The organism is Trinickia sp. (assembly GCF_057351765.1).
This window is the reverse complement of sequence record NZ_JBMRBK010000063.1, coordinates 134,895-155,876: the sequence shown is the minus strand read 5'-3', so window position 1 is coordinate 155,876 and position 20,982 is coordinate 134,895. Positions and strand designations below refer to the sequence as shown.

The 20,982-nt window shown below is 60.2% G+C and carries 13 protein-coding genes and 3 pseudogenes; 2 read left to right on the top strand and 14 right to left on the bottom strand.

The genetic code is table 11. From position 1 onward, the window contains the following. Positions 1–346: 346 nt before the first annotated feature. The 4 genes and pseudogenes from ACO1XS_RS17660 to ACO1XS_RS17645 form a co-directional block, all read right to left on the bottom strand. Positions 347–652, bottom strand: a complete 306-nt coding sequence (locus ACO1XS_RS17660; RefSeq protein ID WP_486391282.1) for a helix-turn-helix domain-containing protein — start codon at positions 650–652, stop codon at positions 347–349. After that, positions 645–1,019 carry a type II toxin-antitoxin system RelE/ParE family toxin gene (locus ACO1XS_RS17655; protein WP_486391281.1) on the bottom strand — a complete coding sequence of 125 codons (375 nt, stop codon included), beginning with the start codon at positions 1,017–1,019 and terminating at the stop codon, positions 645–647. The genes ACO1XS_RS17660 and ACO1XS_RS17655 overlap by 8 nt, the downstream gene beginning before the upstream one ends. A 256-nt stretch (positions 1,020–1,275) precedes the next feature. Continuing rightward, positions 1,276–1,636, bottom strand: a pseudogene (locus ACO1XS_RS17650) (hypothetical protein); the annotation flags it as partial. A 141-nt stretch (positions 1,637–1,777) separates the two neighbouring features. Then, entirely contained in the window at positions 1,778–2,116 is a 339-nt protein-coding gene (locus ACO1XS_RS17645; RefSeq protein ID WP_486391280.1) for a hypothetical protein, read from the bottom strand. 27 nt (positions 2,117–2,143) lie between these two features. Here ACO1XS_RS17645 and ACO1XS_RS17640 point away from each other — a divergent pair, with 27 nt between their 5' ends. Continuing rightward, positions 2,144–2,311 carry a SymE family type I addiction module toxin gene (locus ACO1XS_RS17640; protein WP_486391279.1) on the top strand — a complete coding sequence of 56 codons (168 nt, stop codon included), beginning with the start codon at positions 2,144–2,146 and terminating at the stop codon, positions 2,309–2,311. 75 nt (positions 2,312–2,386) lie between these two features. On the opposite strand, the gene ACO1XS_RS17635 is transcribed toward ACO1XS_RS17640, so the two are convergent. Further along, positions 2,387–2,773: a hypothetical protein gene (locus tag ACO1XS_RS17635; protein ID WP_486391278.1), complete on the bottom strand. Its 387-nt coding sequence runs from the start codon at positions 2,771–2,773 to the stop codon at positions 2,387–2,389. A 311-nt stretch (positions 2,774–3,084) separates the two neighbouring features. Between ACO1XS_RS17635 and ACO1XS_RS17630 the strand changes: the two genes are divergently transcribed. Then, the gene (locus tag ACO1XS_RS17630; RefSeq protein WP_486391277.1) at positions 3,085–3,195 is read left to right on the top strand and encodes a SymE family type I addiction module toxin; all 111 of its coding nucleotides are present in this window, start codon (positions 3,085–3,087) and stop codon (positions 3,193–3,195) included. 101 nt (positions 3,196–3,296) lie between these two features. Here ACO1XS_RS17630 and ACO1XS_RS17625 read toward each other — a convergent pair whose 3' ends face one another. The 9 genes and pseudogenes from ACO1XS_RS17625 to ACO1XS_RS17585 form a co-directional block, all read right to left on the bottom strand. Continuing rightward, positions 3,297–3,668: a hypothetical protein gene (locus tag ACO1XS_RS17625; protein WP_486391276.1), complete on the bottom strand. Its 372-nt coding sequence runs from the start codon at positions 3,666–3,668 to the stop codon at positions 3,297–3,299. A gap of 9 nt (positions 3,669–3,677) precedes the next feature. Beyond that, positions 3,678–4,286, bottom strand: coding sequence for a tetratricopeptide repeat protein (locus tag ACO1XS_RS17620; protein WP_486391275.1), 609 nt, complete (start codon positions 4,284–4,286; stop codon positions 3,678–3,680). A 188-nt stretch (positions 4,287–4,474) separates the two neighbouring features. Next, positions 4,475–6,934 (bottom strand): annotated as a pseudogene (locus ACO1XS_RS17615) (DUF637 domain-containing protein); the annotation flags it as partial. Between the two features lie 176 nt (positions 6,935–7,110). Then, complete coding sequence (locus ACO1XS_RS17610) at positions 7,111–7,569, bottom strand: hypothetical protein (RefSeq protein WP_486391274.1); 459 nt, start codon at positions 7,567–7,569, stop codon at positions 7,111–7,113. A 279-nt stretch (positions 7,570–7,848) separates the two neighbouring features. After that, positions 7,849–8,037 (bottom strand): annotated as a pseudogene (locus ACO1XS_RS17605) (transposase); the annotation flags it as partial. A gap of 457 nt (positions 8,038–8,494) precedes the next feature. Next, the gene (locus ACO1XS_RS17600) at positions 8,495–8,764 is read right to left on the bottom strand and encodes an Imm8 family immunity protein (RefSeq protein ID WP_486391273.1); all 270 of its coding nucleotides are present in this window, start codon (positions 8,762–8,764) and stop codon (positions 8,495–8,497) included. A gap of 84 nt (positions 8,765–8,848) precedes the next feature. Further along, entirely contained in the window at positions 8,849–8,986 is a 138-nt protein-coding gene (locus ACO1XS_RS17595) for a hypothetical protein (RefSeq protein ID WP_486391272.1), read from the bottom strand. 134 nt (positions 8,987–9,120) lie between these two features. After that, positions 9,121–9,726 carry a hypothetical protein gene (locus ACO1XS_RS17590; RefSeq protein WP_486391271.1) on the bottom strand — a complete coding sequence of 202 codons (606 nt, stop codon included), beginning with the start codon at positions 9,724–9,726 and terminating at the stop codon, positions 9,121–9,123. Positions 9,727–9,740: 14 nt separating this feature from the next. Further along, the gene (locus ACO1XS_RS17585; protein WP_486391270.1) at positions 9,741–20,966 is read right to left on the bottom strand and encodes a two-partner secretion domain-containing protein; all 11,226 of its coding nucleotides are present in this window, start codon (positions 20,964–20,966) and stop codon (positions 9,741–9,743) included. Positions 20,967–20,982: the final 16 nt, after the last annotated feature.

The window sequence follows — 20,982 nt, the reverse complement described above, 5'->3', positions numbered from 1 at the left end:
GTTTTCCTCGTCCGCGCGCAGCGTGCTCGCCTGGTTGCGCGGGGAGCGGCAAAGAGCGGCACTCTCCCGCATTCCAGGGATCTGATCGGTTCGTTACGACAACGTGAAGGGATCAGTCTAGAGGGGTTTTCGTCGGCGCCCAACGAAGCATTTCTGATATGTATTTTCGGCGGAGGCGGGGCGCTGATCCAACCTTTGAGTGGACGGAGGCTGGCGCTTATTCAGGGCAAGTCGATTGAGTTGGGCTTCACTCGGGCAGGAACTCAGGATTCATCGCCTAGGGGCGGCTAAGACGAGCCGTTGCGCGTCGTAGACTCGGCGCCATCTGCGACGGCCCTTGCAAAGGTCACAACAGAGCTTCCAGCCCCTTGCGGTCAACCAGATCGAGCAGCTTGAGCGACGGGCCGTTCGGCCGCTTTTGCCCCTGCTCCCACTTTTGCACCGTCGATGCGCTCGTGTTCAGGCACGCCGCGAACACGGCCTGGCTCGCCCTAGTGCGCTGACGCAAGCGCCTGATCTGCGCGGCGCTGTACTCCTTGATCGGCGGTAAACAGAGCGCATCGAACTCACGTAGCGTCATTGCATCCATCGTCCCAGCTCGATGCAATCCCTGCGCCGTCTCGTGCAGCACCTTCAGCAGTTTGTCACTCATCGCTCTCTACCTCATATAACTCGCCTGCGCGTAGGTCCTTGCGCAAGACCCGAGCGTCATAGCTCAACAGCTCCGATGCCATCAACTTCAACGCTCGTAGTTCCTTTTCGCTTACATTGGCCCGCACGTTCTTCGCGAAGCCAAACACGAAGAAGGCCCGATCGTCCACCCGAAACGCCAGCAGGGTGCGCAATCCGCCGCTCTTGCCTCGTCCGCCAATGCCTACCCGCTTCTTGAACACTTGACCGCCTAGGTTCGCATCAATCAACCCCCGGCTCATCTCGTCCACCGCATCCATCAGCGCCGCATCTGTCACGCCTTCCTTGTCGGCCCAGCGTGCAAACCACCTGGTCTTGAAGACCCGCATACCGCTCCTTTTGCTCGCTATCTAGTATAGCACTCAGTGCTATACATTCATTACCGCCCTCGCTGGCTGCCTCCGCATCGAGTGCGGCCAGTAAATCTACTGTCCGGGGCTCGTCGTCTTCGAGATTGATCCGATTTTGGGCCGTACGGACAGGCCACGCCGGACGCGTAGCCGAATGGATATCCTTCAGCGTCCGGATGCTCACCCCGTGTAGACCTGCGTCGCCTCGATGTCCGAGTGCCCCAGCATCGCCCGGATACACCTTTTGCTGCTCCGTCACCGACAGGTTGCTCTGGCTGTCATACGTCAGCTCATCGACGAAGCTCGCCTTGCCCGTCTCCTTCACGCGCGGCGTGTAGGTTCGCCGTCGTGATGCCGTTGATCAGGCGCTGGCCCGTCAGCGAGACCGACGTGCCCACCACGTTGCCGACGTTCTCGATCTGGCCATTCGAGCTGATTGACAGATTCGGCGCTTGGATCGTCGCGGCGATGTTGCCCACCGGTTGCGGTGGGTCGATCGTGCCGCCGACGTTCGTGTAGGCGCTGCCGTAAAGTGCCGTACATTCCGCAGCGGAGCCGCACGCCCAGATATCGTGGCGCTTGTCGCTGCTGAACATGCCCGTTTCTTGCACCCAGTGCGAGTGCCAGTAGGCGTTGAGCGTTTGCGCTTCGTTGACGACCGGGCCGGCTACCGAGATCGATTCCGTTGACGGCGGCACAGCCCATGCTTAAAGAGTGGTCGATCCACGTCCCGGACGTTAACTAGCAGCGTCCACTTCGATCACGAATACGCCCTCATCCGTATCAAGCTGGCAGCCGTCGATCAAGATAACCGCGGAGTCCTCTAACCTTAGCTTGAGGTTCCCTTTAAACCTGTATGGAAACTCGTTTTGACAGCGCGGGCATTTGACGTTGTTCCATACAGCGTACTCTGATGTGGCGTTGGGAAGCCCTTTGAGCAATGAATCGATGGCGGCGAGTACAGAAGATTCGGCCGCGCCTTGCTGAAGCAACGCGTCAACACCTGCAAACCAAGCTGCTCGAACCAGTACATCATTGTTATCGTTGGCATAAAAATGCAGATGTGGCCCGGCCATACCTGACAGCCATGAATACGCCACTTCGTGACTGCAACTTGGGCACCGCGTAGTGCGCCCGAGGAAACGTCGCTTCTGTGCCATGTCCTTACCTTCAAAATCTCGAGCCGTTGGCTGGAGCAAGCCAGCTTCAGGCCCCGACAGCGCCTCAAGATCAAAGTCCAACACGAACGGCTTGTAATTAAACCCGCTTGATCGTTCGCATCTACAGCACGAGCGACTAGCTCAGTTGCTAGACGCGTAGCGCCTACCGGCATTGCGACGAGTCATCTAGGCCCTTTCCCCAACGTACGGTGATGGCAATGCGAACCATAGCCCTCCGGGATCCGAATCACCAGATCCCGAGGCAAGCCACTCACTCACCACAGCGTCCACGATTTCGTCATTGGTCTCGCCATACTGCGGCTGTAGCAGCCAATCGTACGGAGTGCCAGCACCACCAATAACCGGCTTTGCGCCTTTTTCAAGAAGGCCTCGCACACATCGTTGTACAAATTCGGCAAGATCATCGCCACTCAAGCCAAAGCCTTGGCGCCCCATAGGGATGATCTGCCACAGCCCAACAGCATCGACCGGCAATTCGCCAGGGACCGTTTGAATGTATTCCAAGACAGTCTTTCCAAAGAACTTATCGGTAATCTGTAAATTCAACGTCATTTCTGATGCACCTTAAAACCGTACGGCAAGCCAGGTTATCGATTGTCGTACCACTGCCAGAACTTTCCCGAATACTAAATACAGTCCCGTCGCATATTAATTTCCAGTCAGGAACAGATCAATACCAACGGGCTAAGCACGCTTAGGCTCAACGGCGTCTTAAAGTTCACCCTTCACCTCATCACTTCGATATCCACGGGCCGAAGGCTCCGGTCGCGGGATTGAATACCCGGATAGCCCCCCCCGAGCTATGGATTAGATTCTGCCGCTGGCGGCCCTACACACCTCGCCGGCGTACCAACCCGCCCCTCGTGCCCTGGCTCAAGCTCTCCGGCCGTTGGATCGAGCACGCCGGCTTCAAACCTCGGCAGCGCCTCAAGATCGAAGTCCAGCTCGGCAGGCTTGTCATCACGCATGCATAAGTGACTTCGCAAACAGCGAACTCAGGCTTTTTCGGCGTTCGCTGTTATCGCCTCATCTGAAGCACTGCTGCCTGGGCAATAGCCGGCGCGTGCCTATCCTGCTATTGCTTCGTCGCAGAATACACGTCATCCACATAGACTCTTCCGCTGGCACCTACTCGGTAGCTGACGCCGACAACCTCGCCTGTCGAAAAGGCCGTATTGGTTGGAAAGGTAACGTCTTGCCCCTTGACTCGCACAGTCAAGACACCAATGAGATTAAAGCCCTGGCCTCCCTTCGAAGTCAGCACAACACGTTCGACCAGAGCATAACCGTGATTGAGCGGCGCACCACGTAGCTCGTGTTCCGAGCGGCGATACAGCACGACATATAGAGAAACGCCGAGTACGATGAGCGCCACGCCCATACCTACCGGCTTGACCAACTCGCGTGCATGTATTCTTAGCCCCAACCATCTAACAGAAGAGAACATCGAGTTATCCTATTTTTTCAACCTTTCGCTGTACGGATCTCGCCACCTTTCAATTCGCAAATGCACCCCGGCGGCAATACCCATCAGTAGTCCCTTGAACCTAACAATGGCGGTACGACCGAGTGTGACAGTCATGGCAGCAAGCGCAACTTTCGCCCACAAATTTCCAAGCTCAGCCGCCTGCTCCAGTAATGCCCTTGCTTTCGAGTAGTCTCTCTCAACGCCTAGCCCCTTCAAGTAAAGATTGGCCAGCCGAACGATGGACGGGGAATATCCTCTGCTTCGACCCACGGAGAATATCTCCCTAGCTCGGTCGTAAGCTCCTATCCGGAACAGAAAGCTACCGTAGTACAACGTTGCAACAGCCGAACCAGCGTCCACCGCCCGCTTGTACCATAGCTCAGGCTGCTCATTGTTCCCCCCCTTAGTACCGTTTCCCTCCTGCTCGCAGAGACGGCCTAGATTCACCATGCTGAGTACCGACCCCCTGTCCACAAGGGCTTTATAGGTCTCTTCTGCACTTTCGTAGTCACTCATGCTTTCGGCACGCAAGAACGCGTCCGCGTCTGGCTCTCGCGCCAATTCTTGCTCGAACATCGAGGTAATTGCGGCTTTCATCGTTGAACTTATTTCGTTGAGTTCGGCTTACCAAGCGGCGAGAGTTTGATCGACCTCGGAATGTCTTCTGGATCTGTCAAACCGAGAGATGGATCATCTGAAAACGGCGTCCTGGCGGCTTCAAAGGGATTGTCGGAGCCCGGCTGAATCCCAAGCATACACATGATACAAACGAACGCGTTGGCCCAATGCTTCGCACCGTTGTTCAGTGCCTCGTTTTCAGCCGCCGTCGCCCCAGCCAGCGCGTTTTGCCCTAATGCGCCAGCGATGCCACCACCGACCAGCATCGAGATCGCCGTCACAATCGCCGTTTGCTCCGTCGTCAACGGATCGTGATTGGGGTCCATCGCCCCCAGCGTCAGCGGCGTCACCAACGCACTAGCCGCTCCGCCAATCGCCCCGCCACCACACCCCTGCCCACTCGCCGCCCCCGCCAGGCACCCCAACGCCCCGTGCAGTCCCACATAAGCCAGCTCCCCGCCTACTTGGCCAAGGTCCTCCACCAGCTTCGGCTGCAAATTGCCGATCGCATACGCCCCCGCAGCCGCAACGTCGCTTACCGCATCGTTCTTCAGATTCGTCAGGAAGCTGCCGCCCTCGATCACCGACTGCACACCCGCCTGCAGCGATGCCTCCCCCGCTATCGCCAGCGCTTGCGCCGGCAGCGAACCCGCCGCCGCACCCGACATCGGCACCAGTGAATTGCCCACGTTCTGCACCCCGGCCAAGCTCGCCAGGCTCGGCGCCGTGACGCCGGCCACCGGCGCATTCACGTTGAAGCCGAACGAGCCCGTCGAGCTATCGAACGTGATGCCGTTGGTCAATCCAGCGGTCACAGCGCCGGCCAAGCCCGCACGCAAGTCATTAGTCCAATCGACCTGCCCGGTTACGATCACTTGCGAGAGCGCCTGCGATGCAAACGTGCTCAGCCCCACCGCGATCATCGTGTTGGCCAACCCACCCACCGCCAACGTGCCACCCGCAGCACTGGCTGCCGCCGTAATCGCCGCGCCCGTCAGACCCTGCTGCGCCGCCATGAATGCCGCGTCCGCCGCCGCATCCGCCGCACCGCTCACCGATGCGATTTCCGCCGAGATCTCCGGTTGCATCGCGATCGCAGCGGCCACCGCGACCACGATCATCGCCAACTGCTCGACCCCGAAGCTACCGCCTTCCTTCACGAAATCAGTATGCAGATGGTCGGTCAACGTCATCTGCGTGAAGTTACTGCCCAACTGCTGCTGCAACGCAGCCGTTAGTTGCTGCGTGCCCGCGCTATCGACCGTTCCGTCCGCGTTGAGCTTTTGCAGCGCCCCGCCAATCTGGCTCAGCGTCTGCACGTTCAGGTCCATGTTCGCCGCGCTCATGAACCCACCAGGCTGCACTACCGTGCCCGTCGTGTTCTGATAGCCCGCGTCCTGGATGTAACTCCAAATCTGTCCGACGTTGACCTGATTGGCCTGATTCGTCAGCGTCGGCGTATTGACCGTCAGCGTATTGGAGGCGCTGATCGTCCCCGTATTCAGAATGCTGCCGCTGCCATTGCCCTCGAAGTTCAGCGTCACATCCGTGCCGACGATGTTGCCGCCCGCCGACAGCGCGCTCGTATTCGCCGGCAAATACACCTGCGGCATCAACGCCGTGATCGTCGGACAACTCGCCGTGCCCGTCGCATGGCAACTCGGATCCGGTACCGTCTGCTCCACATACCAGAGCATCGGCTTGTCGAGCGCGCTCACCTGCGTCTGCGTCAGCGCCTGGCCCAGCTGCACGTTGTTCTGCTTCGCGTAGTCCAGCGCGTTGCCGTACAGATACGCCTTCTCCTGCTCCGTCACCGACAGGGTGCTTTGGCTGTCATACGTCAGCCCATCGACAAAGCTCGCCTTGCCCGTCTCCTTTAACGCCGCCTGCTGCAGCAGCAAGTCCTCTTCTTGCGGGTTGTAGTAGAACAGCGTCGAGCTCGGCTGCAACGTCGACGGCAGTTTCGCCAGCAGCACCTGCGGGCTCACTTGCGCCTGAGCGCTCGAGCCCACCGGTGAATCGACGTAGGAGGCCTGGCCCGCGACGCTCGTCAGCGCTGTACCGGGCGCGCGCGCCGACGACAGGTTCAAGCCCGGCAGCGTCAGCGGGCTCAGCGATATCACTTGCGAGGGGGCGTTCACGCGCGGCGTGTAGGTGTTCGCCGTCGTGATGCCGTTGATCAGGCGCTGGCCTGTCAGCGATACCGACGTGCCCACCACGTTGCCGACGTTTTGGATCTGGCCGTTCGAGCTGATCGACAGGTTCGGCGCTTGAATCGTCGCGGCGATGTTGCCCACCGGTTGCGGTGGGTCGATCGTGCCGCCGACGTTCGTGTAGGCGCTGCCGTACAGCGCCGTACATTCCGCAGCGGAGCCGCACGCCCAGATATCGTGGCGCTTGTCGCTGCTGAACATGCCCGTTTCTTGCACCCAGTGTGAGTGCCAGTAAGCGTTCAGCGTTTGTGCTTCGTTGACGACCGGGCCGGCCACCGAGATCGTCGCGGTGTTGCCCGCCGCGATCAGACTTCCGATGTTCGTCAGGCTGCCGGCCGTGATCTGCAGGTTGTTGCCCGCGCTGATCACCGACGAGCTGCCCGATTGTTGGTCGACGTAGCCTTCGCAGTAGCGCTTATTGCATATCCCTCGGCCAATCGACCTACGGCTTACGCAGCCGGCTCACGATTCAGTCGATCGCGACCGCTAAGGCTCTGCATCTCAAGGATGTGCTACCCGCCGTTCCTGCCGTCGCCGTCGTGGTACCAGCGGCAAACGCGCTGCCTGCAGAGTCCGAGCATCGCTCAAATTCAGGAAGTCAGAACTTGCTTTATGCGATCGAATAGTACAGCCCCGTTAGGCGTACTTGCGGCAGCTTCATAGATCGCTTCAGTCGCGGCTTCAAAGCTATCCTCATCAGCGGCCGACAAGAAAGCCGCAACGGATCGCGCCTTCTGGAAATACTCCCTATACTGGCGAGTCAAGGTTTCGCGAGTAGGTTCGTCTTCCTGCTCTTCTACAAGGTCTTTCAGCTCGAAGTACCGATCGTCCAAGAGACTCACCAACGCCCTAAGCTGTGCAGTCTCGTCCTCTCGGTATTGCCGACCAACGCGCAGGGCGTCTAACGCTCGCTCGACAAGTGGCTCGTGAAGCTTGTTGTGAGATGCAGCGTATTCGCAGGCACATAAACATGCTCTTCGTAACATCAAGTCATCGGCGTGCTCGAGCATTGCGAACATGTCTGGGGCGAGTTGCTGTAAATGTTTCATTTCAATCTCGGAGGACTTTTTAACGGTGTCGAAATGTTTGCCCCGCTAGGGCCTATCGCTGCTTGGCAGGACGCGCAAACCGGTCGCGTTGCACCAATGTCGAGTATCTTTAGTCCGTGTTGGCTAGCGTACGAGACGATGTCCGCTTCGGCATAACCCGTTCCCGCTATAACAACATCGGTTGGTTGAAGCACATTGCGCACTCCCGGACGGACGTATCCGGAGTTTCTGCGTGTGAGGCGGGTTGAGGCTCACAGCCCGATATTGATGCGCTCGGGGGTAAAGCAGCGCGAACTGGATCATCGCGCTTTTCCAATCATGTCGGGAGCCGGTCCATTTGGCAACGACGTTGCGCAACGCCAGCCAAATCAGCCTGAGCGCGGCCTCCTCGCTCGGGAAGTGGCCGCGCGCTTTGATGATCTTGCGCAGTTGCATGTAGAACGACTCAATGGAATTTGTCGTGTAGATGCAAGGATTGCCATCACAGAACCGAACCTGCACCGAATCGCGCCAAGCTCCGGAACCGACTGTATTCGTCGTAAAGTTTCCGTTTGCAGATTGCTAAGTGCCGTCTGCTTCATGTATCAGATAAGGACGAAGACTTTATCCCTTCGGTAGCCTGCGTAAGCGCATTGTTCAGAGAGGGGGAACCCGGTTCGAAGGTCCTCGAGGACGTCAAATTCCGAGCGCTACTTGCGAACTTGTTATCCCATAACGTCACGTTACCCGTGACCTGGTTTACTGAAACGATGTCGTTACCGTTCCCTTGGCACCGGCGCATAAACCAGGCAGCACCGTCGGCGGATCATTTCTTTAAAGCCCGATGTGCCCAGCCAGTTGTTCTCCGTCTCATTTTGTGCGGCCATGGTTACTATCAGCTCCTCGGCCAGCCTCAAAGTCCCATACCCACGTCGAGCAGCGGGTGCTAACGGGTCTTATAATCTTCGAACTCCCACGCACCGATTCGACTCAGCGTCATCGCGATCGTTGCCCAATCGTCGTCGATGCGTGCGACATAGCTCTCAATGAGGCCTTTTATGGCCTCATAATCGTAGACATCCACGATTAGCATATGCCTACCCCAGATCGGCCCTTCCCCTGCGCATTGCGACTTAAGCCAAGCCGGCGTGCAAACCTGGATATCAAATGCCTCCGACCCGGGTCGCCTTGTGGACCGATGTAAGCTCGACTCCATGTACGAAATTCGACACATCGTCCGGCCAGTAGTTGATCAATCTGTCTTCCAACTGCAAGGAATGCAGCGAGTTGATTTTGGCATTCATGGTGTGATGTGTATTTCAGTGCCCGTTGCGCCCTCGGCAAGAGCCCCTCTAAGTTCCTCCAAATCTTCATGCAGCTCCGCTCCATCAAGCGGAGTGGCCATCTCCTTAGCCTCTTCAGGGAGATCAATCATCATCCGATTCTCAATGCGTCCCCTGCGTTCCTAAAGACCTCATTTGGACACCTCGCTTGGCACAACATCCTCGATACCTCATTCCAGGTTTGGGCCACCCTTCCGGTGCTGGATGTTAAACGCCCCCTTGAACCATCCTAGCTTTTTTGACTTCCCGCACTGCCGTAGTTATCGATCAGTCCCTTGCGCCACGCGGGAACTAAATGATCGAAGGGGAAAAGCGGGGAATCTCCTCCACTAATCAACTGTTCAATAGGTTTAGCGCACAGGTGTTGCAAAGGAATTTCAAATTTATTTTCATCGATAGTGGTTTCTCGCAGAGCTATCAGCGCAATATCGTTCGCTTTTTCACAATAAATACACCACTCACCAATATCTGACATGCACCCATAGTTGTCCATTTGATAAATCCACCCATTAGCAGGACCGTCTCCCTCGAGAGCCGCCTCGTAAGATCTGTTAGTTGTAATCGCGTCCAGGAAAATCGCCCCCCGCATTTTGGACTCGACCAAGGTCGCTTTATCAATGTTCAGGAGGCAAGCGACTTGCCCCCCTTCCAACTTAAGCAATTCCCCGATCACGCCAGCAAATTCCGGCGCGAAAACACGGTCGGACTCAAAAAAGAGAAACCGATTCCATGCCCCATGATAGACTCGACCTGGCAGCCTGCTTCGCGTGTCAAGCGCTAGAGACAAATTGTGAAACGCCCTTCGGCGCGCATCTTCCTGTGTCATTTGGCTCATTGCGTTTTCCTCGATCAGGGGGCGACAAAAGAGTACTTTCCTTTGACTCCACCTGGCCCCTTGAAGAAGGCACCAGACTCACCAGTGCTCGAACGAATATACGTAGTATATGTCGATGGCCCGTTCGTCAGCACTGTAAATGGCCCATTCGTATTGGTTCCCTTGCTAGCAATACTGTATCCGTTAGAAATCAGATTCTGCTCAAATTCCTGCGCGGTTAAGTTCGTCTCTACGTTCAAAAATCTACTTCCCGCATCTGTAATCGATGTATCCCAAACGGAGAACGGCGCATTTACCGGCGTATCTGTGGCATCAGCGAACGCGACCCCTCGTCCGCTGCTGCCCGCGGCGCCAGTTCCCGGCGAAGTGGACGCACTTGCGCCGTTGCCGTAGCTCTGGGTACGTGCTCCGTTTGCCCCGACATCCAGACCGCCACTTGCATTCTTGAGCGCCCCGCTCGCGGCACCTTCCGAGCCGCTCGCCAACATCGCGGCTGAATCACTAGCGATGGTGCCACGAACCATTCCTCCGATGCCGCCCATCGCGCCGCCGAGCAAAAATCCACCCGCGAGCGACCCGATCGCAGTCGGGTCGCCCTGTGCCACTGCCTGCCAAGTTGCAGCGACGTTCGACCCAAATTGCTGCGCGGTGCCCACCAACCCGTTTTGCAGAAGCGATTGATACAACGCGCTTTTCGGGGTTTGTCCAGGCAACCCTTGATAGAAAGCGTCGTCGTAGAGCTGCGATGTCGTCTGGACGATCGTGTTTTTTACACCCGATGCCACACCATTGGCGAATTTGCCAGCCACTTCTGGAGACATCGCCGCATCGGTGAGTGACACCGGCTCGGACAAGGTGAACGTGTAGGGGCGCAGGAGGGCTGAAGCCGCCTGTGCGTAAGTCCTAAGTTTGTCGGAAAGCGAATTGTTGATGGCCTCATTTACTGCCCAGGTCGCACCGGCCGCTCCACTGGCTCCCGCCAATCCGCTCGTGAGCCCACCCGCCAACGCGGCGACACCCGTGATAACCGAATTCGTCAGCCCGTTGTTGTAGCTCGTAGTTTGCGTCGCGGTCCCGTCGCCGTTGTCGACTGTCGTAACGGTTTGGCTTCCGTTGTACAGAGCATCTCGAACGTTCGGCGTGATCAGCGCGCTTGCCGCCGCGCCGATGGCCCCGCCTGCGCAGCCCGTGCCCTCGGCCGCCGACAACGCACACCCTAGCCCTGCATGGGTGAGCACGTTACCGATGCTCTTTTCCGCCAACCACGAGTCCTTGTTGCCGGCATCAGCGCCAATTGCACTGGCGCCAACGGCCCCGAGGTCGCCAATGACACTATTCTCCAACGCTTGTCCGAAACTGCCGCCTTCCACCGCCGTATTCACGGTCGCAGTGACCAATCCCCTTTCGCCAATGACCTCGATAGCTTTGCCGAGGTCTGCCATCGCTACAGAACCATTGGCAATCTCGTTCCCCAATGTCTTCAAGGCGGTGAGATCCGCGACATGCAACGCGGACATGGCGCCTGCGGTCAATGCCCCTATCGCACCGGCCTCCAATATTTGGCCAAAGTCGAAACCCTCCCCGGACGCGAGCTGACCCACCGCGCTGCCCACCATCCCACCGAGTGCGCCGATCAGCACCGAGCCGATCGACAACTGCGTCATCACGACACCGGTAGCCGCAGCAGCTGCGCCTGCTGTCACGATTGATGCAGCAATAGCAATTGCCGCCACGACAAACGTCGGCAACCCACCGCCGTCCTTCACAAAATCCGTATGCAGATGATCGGTCAACGTCATCTGCGTGAAGTTGCCCCCCAACTGCTGCTGCACCGTAGCCAGCATCTGCTGCGTGCCCGCCTCATCGACCGTCCCGTCCGCGTTGAGCTTGTGCAGTGCCCCGCCGATCTGGCTCAGCGTCTGCACGTTCAGGTCCATGTTCGCCGCGCTCATGAACCCGCCAGGCTGCACCACCGTGCCGGTGGTATCGATATAGCCGCCTTTGACACTGCTCCAAATCTGTCCGACGTTGACCTGATTGGCCTGGTTCGTCAGCGTCGGCGTATTGACCGTCAGCGTATTGGAGGCGCTGATCGTCCCCGTATTCAGAATGCTGCCGCTGCCGTTGCCCTCGAAGTTCAGCGTCACATCGGTGCCGACGATGTTGCCGCCCGCCGATAGCGCGCTCGTATTCGCCGGCAAATACACCTGCGGCATCAACGCCGTGATCGTCGGACAACTCGCCGTGCCCGTCGCATGGCAACTCGGATCCGGTACCGTCTGCTCCACATACCAGAGCATCGGCTTATCGAGCGCGCTCACCTGCGTCTGCGTCAGCGCCTGGCCAAGCTGCACGTTGTTCTGCTTCGCGTAGTCCAGCGCGTTGCCGTACAGATAGGCCTTCTCCTGCTCCGTCACCGACAGGGTGCTTTTGCTGTCATACGTCAGCCCATCGACGAAGCTCGCCTTGCCCGTCTCCTTTAACGCCGCCTGCTGCAGCAGCAAATCCTCTTCTTGCGGGTTGTAGTAGAACAGCGTCGAGCTCGGCTGCAACGTCGACGGCAAGTTCGCCAGCAACACCTGCGGGCTCACTTGCGCCTGAGCGCTCGAGCCCACCGGCGCATCGACGTAGGAGGCCTGGCCCGCGACGCTCGTCAGCGACGTACCGGACGAGCGCGCCGACGACAGGTTCAACCCCGGCAGCGTCAGCGGGCTCAGCGATATCACTTGCGAGGGTGCGTTCACGCGCGGCGTGTAGGTGTTCGCCGTCGTGATGCCATTGATCAGGCGCTGGCCCGTCAGCGAGACCGACGTGCCCACCACGTTGCCGACGTTCTCGATCTGGCCGTTCGAGCTGATTGACAGATTCGGCGCTTGGATCGTCGCGGCGATGTTGCCCACCGGTTGCGGTGGGTCGATCGTGCCGCCGACGTTCGTGTAGGCGCTGCCGTAGAGCGCCGTGCATTCCGCAGCCGAGCCACACGCCCAGATGTCGTGGCGCTTGTCGCTGCTGAACATGCCCGTTTCTTGCACCCAGTGCGAGTGCCAGTAGGCGTTCAGCGTTTGCGCTTCGTTCACCACCGGGCCGGCCACCGAGATCGTCGCGGTGTTGCCCGCCGCGATCAGACTTCCGATGTTCGTCAGGCTGCCGGCGGTGATCTGCAGGTTGTTGCCAGCGCTGATCACCGACGAGCTGCCCGATTGTTGGTCGACGTAGCCTTCGCAGTAGCTCTCTTTATAGCCACCCGCCGTCATGCAGCCGGAATACTGTTCCTTCGTACCGTAGTTCTCGTGCACCGGCACGGGCGGAGGCAAGTTGTTGGTAATCGCGCCCGAAACATTGAGCGTGACGTTGTTGCCCGCGACGATGTTGCCCGAGGTGTTGTTGAGGCTTTGGGCCGGTGTAGTCGAGGTCGCTGTCGTTCCCACTCCGCCAATGACAATGTCATGCCCAGCGAGCAAGTTGCCGTAGGTGTTGTTGATCTGCCCCGCCGCAATGACAAGATCGTTCCCGGCGAAAATCGTCGCGTTATTCTGGCTATAGCTGAACGTAGTGGTCGTTGGATTATTGCCTCGCGGCGAACCGCCATTACCGCAGTCGGAACTCGGCACGCCCGAAGCGCAGCCCACAGTCGAGGAATAACTTTGCTGGTTGCCGCCTTCGTTCGTCAGACTCGCAGCCGCAACAAGCACATTGTTGCCGGCGTAGAGCAACCCGGCGTTGACCAGGTTTCCACCGTAGAGAGTCAGGTTTGTTCCGGCCGCAATCAGGCCCGTTGGAGTAGACCAAGTCTGTGTCGATGTCGATTGCGCTGCGGAGATCGTTCCGGGCTGCGCCGACATTTGAGGCGTTGTTGACGCCGATCCGAGAAGGAACATCAGGGGCATGATGTTGTCGCTCGGGTCCAGCGAATTCGGTGCTACCAGATACCCCGAGCTAAGCCCAGAAGGCGTCACGGTCTGGGTCATCTGCATTGTGAGCACCTGATTGACGAACGCCGTCAGTTGCGTCGGGTCAACCCAATCCGTCGTTACCTGCGTCACCGTTGGAGCCACGGAACCGTTATTCAACGATTGAACGTTGAGCGTGACGTTTCCGCCGGCGGCGATCTGCCCGCCCTGATTAGACAGCGAATTTGCGGTCAGTGATACGGCTCCGCCAGCGGAAATCACGCCAGCGGTACCAAGCTGTTGCGACGTCGTTGTTCGATAGACTGTTGGCAACGCCAAGGTCACCGTATTCAGCTCACCGCCCTGCGGACCTGGCTCGGCGAACCACACATTCATGTACATCGGATTGTCACCGGCGCCGTGATCGCTTAGCACCTCGACATTGAATTGGTCGAATGTGACCGTTCCAGAGCCGGAAATAGGCGTCGCAGATGTCGGCACGCAGTTAATGCCGCAGAATCCGTAGTTATAGTCCGGGGACAAGCCTTGAACGGAGCCCCACAATCCAGTCGGAGAAAGCAAGTTGCCCAGCGTCGCAGTCGCTACGACCTCACCGGTGCCATAGCTACCGGTATCCCCGCCTTGAATCCATTCATACCCCCAGGTCTGCTTTCCAATCACAGAGGACCACAGCAGATCGGGATCGCTGATCGCGGTCGTGGTGGTCGTCGTCCCCGTCGGCGCTGTCTGATCGTTGACAACCGCAGCCGCATTAATCGAAATGTTGTTCCCAGCGAAGATCGAGCCGCCGGTATTCTGCAGTGTCCCAGCGAGGTTGAAGCCGATATTGCCCTGCGTCTGCGTCGTCCCCGCCTGATTGTCGTAGTTGCCACCGGTCACGTTGATAGTGTTCGCGGCCTCGACAGTCCCCCGATTCGTCACATTTCCATTGAGCGCCAACACGTCGCCCGCATGCATCACCGCATTGACGACGTTGTAAAGCGTTCCGTTGAACGTTACGTCGTTGCCGGTAACCTGCCCATAGTTCGTAAACGTACCGTTAGTCGAAATGGTCAACGGCGCAGTACCGCTCATCGTCCCGGTGTTGGTAATACCGTTGATCCCGTAGATCGAAACGCCCTGGCCACCGTAGTTCCACGTCCCCGCAACGTTGATACTGCCAGCCGTAATCGACAGTTGCCCACCTTGGCTGATCGTCCCCTGCGAAGGATCGAGCGCAGCATTGACCGCACCAAGCGTCAGGTTACGCTGCGCCAGCAGTTGTCCACTCGCGTTCGCGAACGCACTGCCTCCACCGTTGATCGTCAACGACAGGTCCCCCGTCGTCGGCGCATTAGTCGTATTCGGATCGCCCGCGAAGATCAACCCGTTCTGATTATTCAATGTCCCCGTGTTGATCGTAAGGCTGTTGAGCCCCATCAACGATCCGCCCACGTTCGAGAGTGCGCCCGCCACCGTGACGTTAGTCGTCTTACCGTTCACCAGCCCCGCATTGGTAAAGTTGGTCGCGGTAATGGACGTGGTCGACGTCGAAGCGAGCGACGCACCCGCCGCATTCGTGACGTTCGGGGCCGTCACCGTCAACGCCCCGCCCGCCAGCACGTTGCTAGCGTTATAAAGACCGCGCTGCGAGCTCAGCGTCGCGGCGCCTACTACATCGACAGCACTGCCCGCGAGCGTCAGCTGATTCGTCGCCTGCGCATTCAGCGCCCCACCGACAATCGCATTGCCCAGCGTCACGTTCGCGCCGCTGACCTCAAGGTTCTGCGACGAAACGAGCGTCGCCTGGCTGGCGTCAAGTGTGTTCTGTGCGGCGACAGTAATGTTCTTCGATCCGCTTTGCGTACCCGAGAGCGTCACATTGCCGCCCGTTAGCGCGAGCTCCCCGACAACGGTGCTCGAACCGCTCAACGTCAACGTCTGGCCCGCCGACATACTCACATCGCCGTTCGTCGACACGCCCGCGACATTCACGTTGCCGGCCGTGCCGTTGACCGTCACATTGCCCATCGACGAAATGCCGCCCGCCGCAGTGACATTGCGAGCCGCCTCGAGGTCTGCGCGACCGCCCGATTGCACGAGCCCGCTAAAGGCAACGCTGCCGCTCGTCGACTTGGCCGTCACATCGCCCACGGCGGTAGTCGCCCCGAACGACATGTCGCCGACGGAGGTAGCCGTGAATCGCCCCGCTCCCTCGATTGCACCAAGCGTAATACCGGCTCCGGACGTGATGCCGATATCGCCCGCAACCGTGAGCGAACCACCGCCATTGATCGAACCGCCCGATGTCAGCGTCGCCGTGCCCAGACCGAAAAGCCCATTGGTCAGCGTCATGGCGCCGCCGGAGCTCAACGTCGTATTGCCGTTGATCAGACCGCCGGCCAGTGCCAGCGAGCCGCCCGCGCTCGCGACGACATTCCCTACCGTCGACAGCGAACCGTTCACGGCAAGATTGCCGCTCGTTGCCGTCAACGTCGTATCCGCGTTAGCCGAAACCGTCGAGGCCGCCGTCAGGTTCCGACCGGCAGATACGGACAACGCGCCGCCAGTCGTGACCGCGCCCGCAAAGCTCGCGTCGCGCGTGGCGGCCACCGCTACCGTATTGCCGGCACTCAGCGCGCCGCGCACGGCCACATCGCCGATCCCATCGAATCCCAGCGCTTGCATGGCCACCACACCCGCGGCGTTGACAGTGCCAAGCGACGCGCTGCCTCCCGCATCCACCCAAAGATTCGCATTGGTCGCAGCATTACCCGTCGTAATGCTGCCGTTCGTCGCGCTCAACGTGATATCGCTGCCCGAGCCGATATCGGCCGTGCTCACGTTACGGCCGGCACTCACGCTCGTGGCACCGATGCTATTGATCGCACCAACGACGCTGACATCGCGCGCCGCCGCGAACGAGCTCGAACCATATGCGGTCGCGGCACCGGTCAACGTCACGTCGCCTTGCCCGGCCAAGCCGTAAGCGGTCACGTTCAGATCGCCCGTCAGCGCCTGCACTGCGCCCAACCCGGCGTCGTTGCCGGCAATTACATCGACCGTCGCGCCTTGCAGCGAACCCGTCAGCGCAATGTTGTTGTTCGCCACAACGGCCGCCGCCTGACCGAATGCAGCCGTTCCCGCGCCGGTGATGTCCTGGCCGGCCGACAGCGTGCCGGCCGCCTGCCCCGCCAGCGAGCCATCGAGCGTGATGTTGCGCGCAGCCTCGACATCGACGCTGCCCGTCGCATTCGTTTGGCCGCCCAAGCGGGTATCGAGGCCGGACGTGACGCTCAGTGCACCGGAGGTCGTCGTCGTACCGTTCAACGAAGCATTGCCGGTGTTCGCACCGATGCTCAAGTTGCCGGTCGAGTTCACCGAGCCGTCGATCGTGACGTTGCGTTGTGCGGTGAGCCCGAGGGTCGAGCCACTGCCCAGCGAACCTTGTACGAGCACATCGCGCGCGGCCGTCAGCGTGGCAGCGCCCCCGGCACTTGCCGTTCCTGTCACGGCAACATCGCCCCCGCCCGCGTTTGCGTTGGCCGTCACGGCCAGTGTCGTGGCCGATGTCACGTCATGCAGCGTCGCGTTGTTGCCCGCTGTCGCTTGAATCGAATTCGCTTGGAGCAAACCGGTCAGGCTAATGTCGCGCTGCGCGTTCAGCACCGCGGCCGAAGCGAACGACTGCGTGCCCGGGCCCAGAATGTCCTGTCCGGCGACAATCAGGCCATTCCCCCCGCCGACGAGCGTGCCGTTGAGCGTCGCATCGCGCCCCGCGCTCAACGTCATATCGCCGACCGATGTCGTGCTCGCGCCGAGCGACAAATCGAGTCCGGTGGTGACCGTAAGCGCACCGCCGCTGTTGATGCCGCCCGTCGCATTCAAGCTGCCGAGTTGCGCATTCAGCGTCATGTCGCTCACGGATTCGACAGCTCCGTTGACGGTGATGTCGTTCAGCGCGCCGATGCCGAGCGTCGATCCCGCGGCAAGCTTGCCGCCGTTTGCCACGGCGACATTGCCGAATGCCGTCGCCGTGATCGCCTGCGCCGCCGACACCAAACCATTGATGCTCAAATTGCCGACACCCGACGTACCGGCGCTCAACGTCAGACTCGACGCGGACTGCGCATTGTTGACGGCAAGATCACCGCCCGCCGATACCTGGACGGCCTGCCCCTGAACGAGGCCGGTCTGGGCGACATTACCGGCCGCACCGAGCACCGCGGCTTGCTGAAACGCGAGCGTGCCGTTGCCGATGATGTCGCGACCGGCCGTGACCGTGCCGTTGCCTTGGCCGTTCACGGTACCCGTGACATTGACGTCGCGTCCCCCTTGCAGCGTCGTATCGCCCGTTACCGTTGTGGTGCCGCCAATGTTCAGATCGCGGCCTGCGCTCAGCTGAACGGTTGCGCCACCCACGAGCGTGCCCGTCACATTGAGATCGTTCGTCGCCGACATGGCAATCGTCGAGCCCGCCTGGACGTTCGTGAACGTGCCGGAGCCACCCGCGTTGGTCTGGATCGTCGCCCCACGCAACGAACCGGTCAGCGCCGTGTCCCCCGTCGAACTCACATTCGCCGCAAGACCGAACGCCAGTGCGGCGTTTCCGCTGATCGCGCCGCCCGCGGTAATGGTGCCGTTGCCCTGGCCGACGAGCGTGCCGTTCATGATCACGTCTCGGCCCGCCGTCAGCGTCATATCGCTGAGCGCCGAGGTGGCGCCTGTGGCCAAGTCGATCGATTGCGCGGCATTGACGACGAGATTGCCGCCCGATTGGATCTGCCCTGTGCTGGTCAGAGAACCGGTGGTATTCGTCAGCGTCATGTCGCCGTTCGACGTCACCGTGCCAGAGATCGTCGTATCGGTACCAGCGGTCACGCCCAATGCGCCTGCCGTCTTGAGCACGCCATTGACGACGACGGTACCGGCCGAAGCGAGGGTGCCACTCGACAGCGAGGCAACCGTGCCGTTGACGGCAATGCTGCTGGCGCTATTCGTTGTAGTAGCCGACAGCGCGCCGTTCGCTTGCACGTTGTTCAACGTCATCGCATTGGCCGCGCTCAATGCGACGTTATTGCCTTGCAATGAACCGGAGACCGCAAGATCGTGACCGGCCACCGCCGTCACGTCTTTGGAAATTCCACTTGTACCGCCAACAATGAGGTCACGGCCCGCAGTCAGTGTTGCGTTGCCCTGTCCTGCCAGGGCGCCGTTGATGCTCAGATCGTTGCCCGCGTTCAGCGTCGTATCGCCGACCGCATTCGTCGTCCCCGTCAGTGCGATATCGTGCCCCGCCTGAGCACTCAATGCACCGCCGCTCGTATTCACGCCGCTCGAACTGACGTCACCGCTCGTAGCCGCCATCGACAGATTGCCGACCGACTGCACCGTACCCGACGTTGCGACCGTGACATTGCGTTGCGCCGTCAGCGCCACTTGTGCGCCGCCCGCAAGCGTGCCATTGACGACGACATCGTTTGCCGCCTGGACGCTCGCATTGCCCACCGAGGCCGCGTTACCGTTGAAGGTCACATTGCCGTTGCCTGCCAGGCCATTGGCCACCACGCCAAACGCCCCACCGGCCTGCACATCGGCGAACGTGGCGCTGTTTGCCGCGTTGACCTGCAAATCGTTCGACAGCAGCTTGCCCGCGATATTGACGTCATGTCCGCTGCTCAACGTTCCGCTCTGCCCGAATGCGATCGAGCCGCTGCCCGTCAAATCGCCCTGGGTTGTGAGTGTCCCGTTCTGCTGGACGATGACGACACCGGGCACATCGAGCGTGCCGGCCGAAAGCGTCGCATCGGTGCCCACCAACAGCGAACCGGGCACGCTGAACGCCCCGGCCACCGTCGCATTGAACGCCTTGCCGCTCGCGAGCGAGCCGGTCAGCGAAATATCGTGCCCAGACGAAAACGTCACATTGTTCTGAGCCGTGCTCTGCCCCGCGATCGCGACGTTATTGCCCGCCGTAATCGATAAATCCGCGCCTGACTGCACCGTGCCGTTGGAAATCACATCCCCAGCGGCATTGACGGTGTATCCGCTACCGGCCACCCCGGTGCCGGCCAGCGTCACATTCCCCGCACTCGTCATCGACACGTCTTGCTGTGCCGTATGACTCGCCACCGTCAAATCGCCGTTCGACGACAGCGTCAGATTCCCCGTCGTCGCCGACAACCCCGCGTCGGCCCGCACGCCCATGCCCGCCGCAGTGCCGACCATCGCGATCTGGCCGGCCGTCATCGCCCCGAACGCGGTCGCGTCGATCGCATAACCCTGATTGGCGGCGCCGATTGCGGCCAGCGTGTTCGCGCTGCCATTGGCGCTCGTGGAATAGGTGGTGACCGTTGCATCCACGACGCTGGGCTTCACGAGTTGATCGCCCGCAATCACATTGATGCGCGTGCCGGCGTATAGCGGCGCATTGATGCCCACGGTCTCGCCGATCAGATCGATGGTGCCGACGGTGCCTTCGATGCCCGAGCCCGGGCCGTTCACGCCCGCATTGCCTTCGATCTGAATGTGCCCACCTTTCACGTCGTAGGCGATGGCCTGACCGTTCGTGAAGTCCGTCACGGTGCCGCCCGTGCCGGTGAGGAATTGCGGCGCGCCTGTCGTGAGCGTCACGCCCGTCGTATTGGTGAAGCCCGCCCCGCGTACCGCGATGCCGTTCGGGTTCGCGATGATGACGCTCGCCGCCGCGCCGAAGACTTCGAGCGGGCCGGCCAATACGCTCGCGTAGCCCGCGCCCGTCGATGTCACCTGATTGAGAATGACGCTGGCCGTGCGTCCGTTCAGATTCGGGTTGGCAGCCACGGTGCCGCCTGTGAGCGAAGTCCCGCTTTGCAGGCTGTTGTTCAGAATCAACCCGGCTGCGTCGATGTTGAACGTTTGATACTGATTGAGCGAAATGCCCGCAGCATTCGGTGCGGTGATGTTGACCACGGGCACACCGCCGTTCGTGCCTGTCGATTGCACGATTTGAGGCTGAAACGTGACGGGTGCAGTCGGGTCGACGATCGGCGCAGCCTGAGCGGCCTGCATCGCAAACCGCACGCGCAACGATGCAAGGTCCTGAATCGCACGCCATGCGTCGTCGCCGAGGCGATGGCTGCCTGCCGCCAACACGCCCGCCGCCTGACGGCCCATCTCCACCGTCACCGTAATCGGTCCGACGAACAGGGTCGCGGCAACGAACGCGCTCAGCACGCGTTGCCAGCCGCGATAGCGCCGCCTGCCCGCGTGAGGCTCGCTCCTTTCAGCGTTCAGTCGCAATGCGTCGGATGCAGCGCGTGCCTGCTCCAGACGCATGAACACATCGCCCCGTTTTGCCCCGTTCGTCATTTTTATTCGCCAACGA

Excerpts from the sequence above, each read along its gene's own strand:
- ACO1XS_RS17660 (WP_486391282.1), bottom strand. The coding sequence starts at position 652 with ATGAGTGACAAACTGCTGAAGGTGCTGCACGAGACGGCGCAGGGATTG.
- ACO1XS_RS17655 (WP_486391281.1), bottom strand. The coding sequence starts at position 1,019 with ATGCGGGTCTTCAAGACCAGGTGGTTTGCACGCTGGGCCGACAAGGAA.
- ACO1XS_RS17645 (WP_486391280.1), bottom strand. The coding sequence starts at position 2,116 with ATGGCCGGGCCACATCTGCATTTTTATGCCAACGATAACAATGATGTA.
- ACO1XS_RS17635 (WP_486391278.1), bottom strand. The coding sequence starts at position 2,773 with ATGACGTTGAATTTACAGATTACCGATAAGTTCTTTGGAAAGACTGTC.
- ACO1XS_RS17625 (WP_486391276.1), bottom strand. The coding sequence starts at position 3,668 with ATGTTCTCTTCTGTTAGATGGTTGGGGCTAAGAATACATGCACGCGAG.
- ACO1XS_RS17620 (WP_486391275.1), bottom strand. The coding sequence starts at position 4,286 with ATGAAAGCCGCAATTACCTCGATGTTCGAGCAAGAATTGGCGCGAGAG.
- ACO1XS_RS17610 (WP_486391274.1), bottom strand. The coding sequence starts at position 7,569 with ATGAAACATTTACAGCAACTCGCCCCAGACATGTTCGCAATGCTCGAG.
- ACO1XS_RS17600 (WP_486391273.1), bottom strand. The coding sequence starts at position 8,764 with ATGGAGTCGAGCTTACATCGGTCCACAAGGCGACCCGGGTCGGAGGCA.
- ACO1XS_RS17595 (WP_486391272.1), bottom strand. The coding sequence starts at position 8,986 with ATGATGATTGATCTCCCTGAAGAGGCTAAGGAGATGGCCACTCCGCTT.
- ACO1XS_RS17590 (WP_486391271.1), bottom strand. The coding sequence starts at position 9,726 with ATGAGCCAAATGACACAGGAAGATGCGCGCCGAAGGGCGTTTCACAAT.
- ACO1XS_RS17585 (WP_486391270.1), bottom strand. The coding sequence starts at position 20,966 with ATGACGAACGGGGCAAAACGGGGCGATGTGTTCATGCGTCTGGAGCAG.